General features: G+C 41.9%; 1 tRNA gene. It reads right to left on the bottom strand.

The annotated features are described in order from the left end of the window. Positions 1-73, bottom strand: a tRNA-Ile gene (locus SB773_RS33720). Between the last annotated feature and the right edge of the window lie 175 nt (positions 74-248).

Raw genomic sequence — 248 nt, 5'->3', positions numbered from 1 at the left:
GGGCCTAAATGGACTCGAACCATCGACCTCACGCTTATCAGGCGTGCGCTCTAACCAGCTGAGCTATAGGCCCATACAAATTGCGGAATTTATTTATATCATATTCCTATTTAAGAGTCAATACTTATATTGAACTCTCAAAACTAAACGAAAACGAAACACGGAAACTTATATTGATGAACTGCGTTCATCAATTCTCCATAGAAAGGAGGTGATCCAGCCGCACCTTCCGATACGGCTACCTTGTT

This window comes from Bacillus sp. SIMBA_074, from assembly GCF_046534555.1.
GTDB classification, from domain to species: Bacteria; Bacillota; Bacilli; order Bacillales; family Bacillaceae_G; genus Bacillus_A; species Bacillus_A mycoides.
The sequence above is the reverse complement of the archived record's forward strand: the minus strand, read 5'-3'. Positions and strand labels throughout refer to the sequence as shown.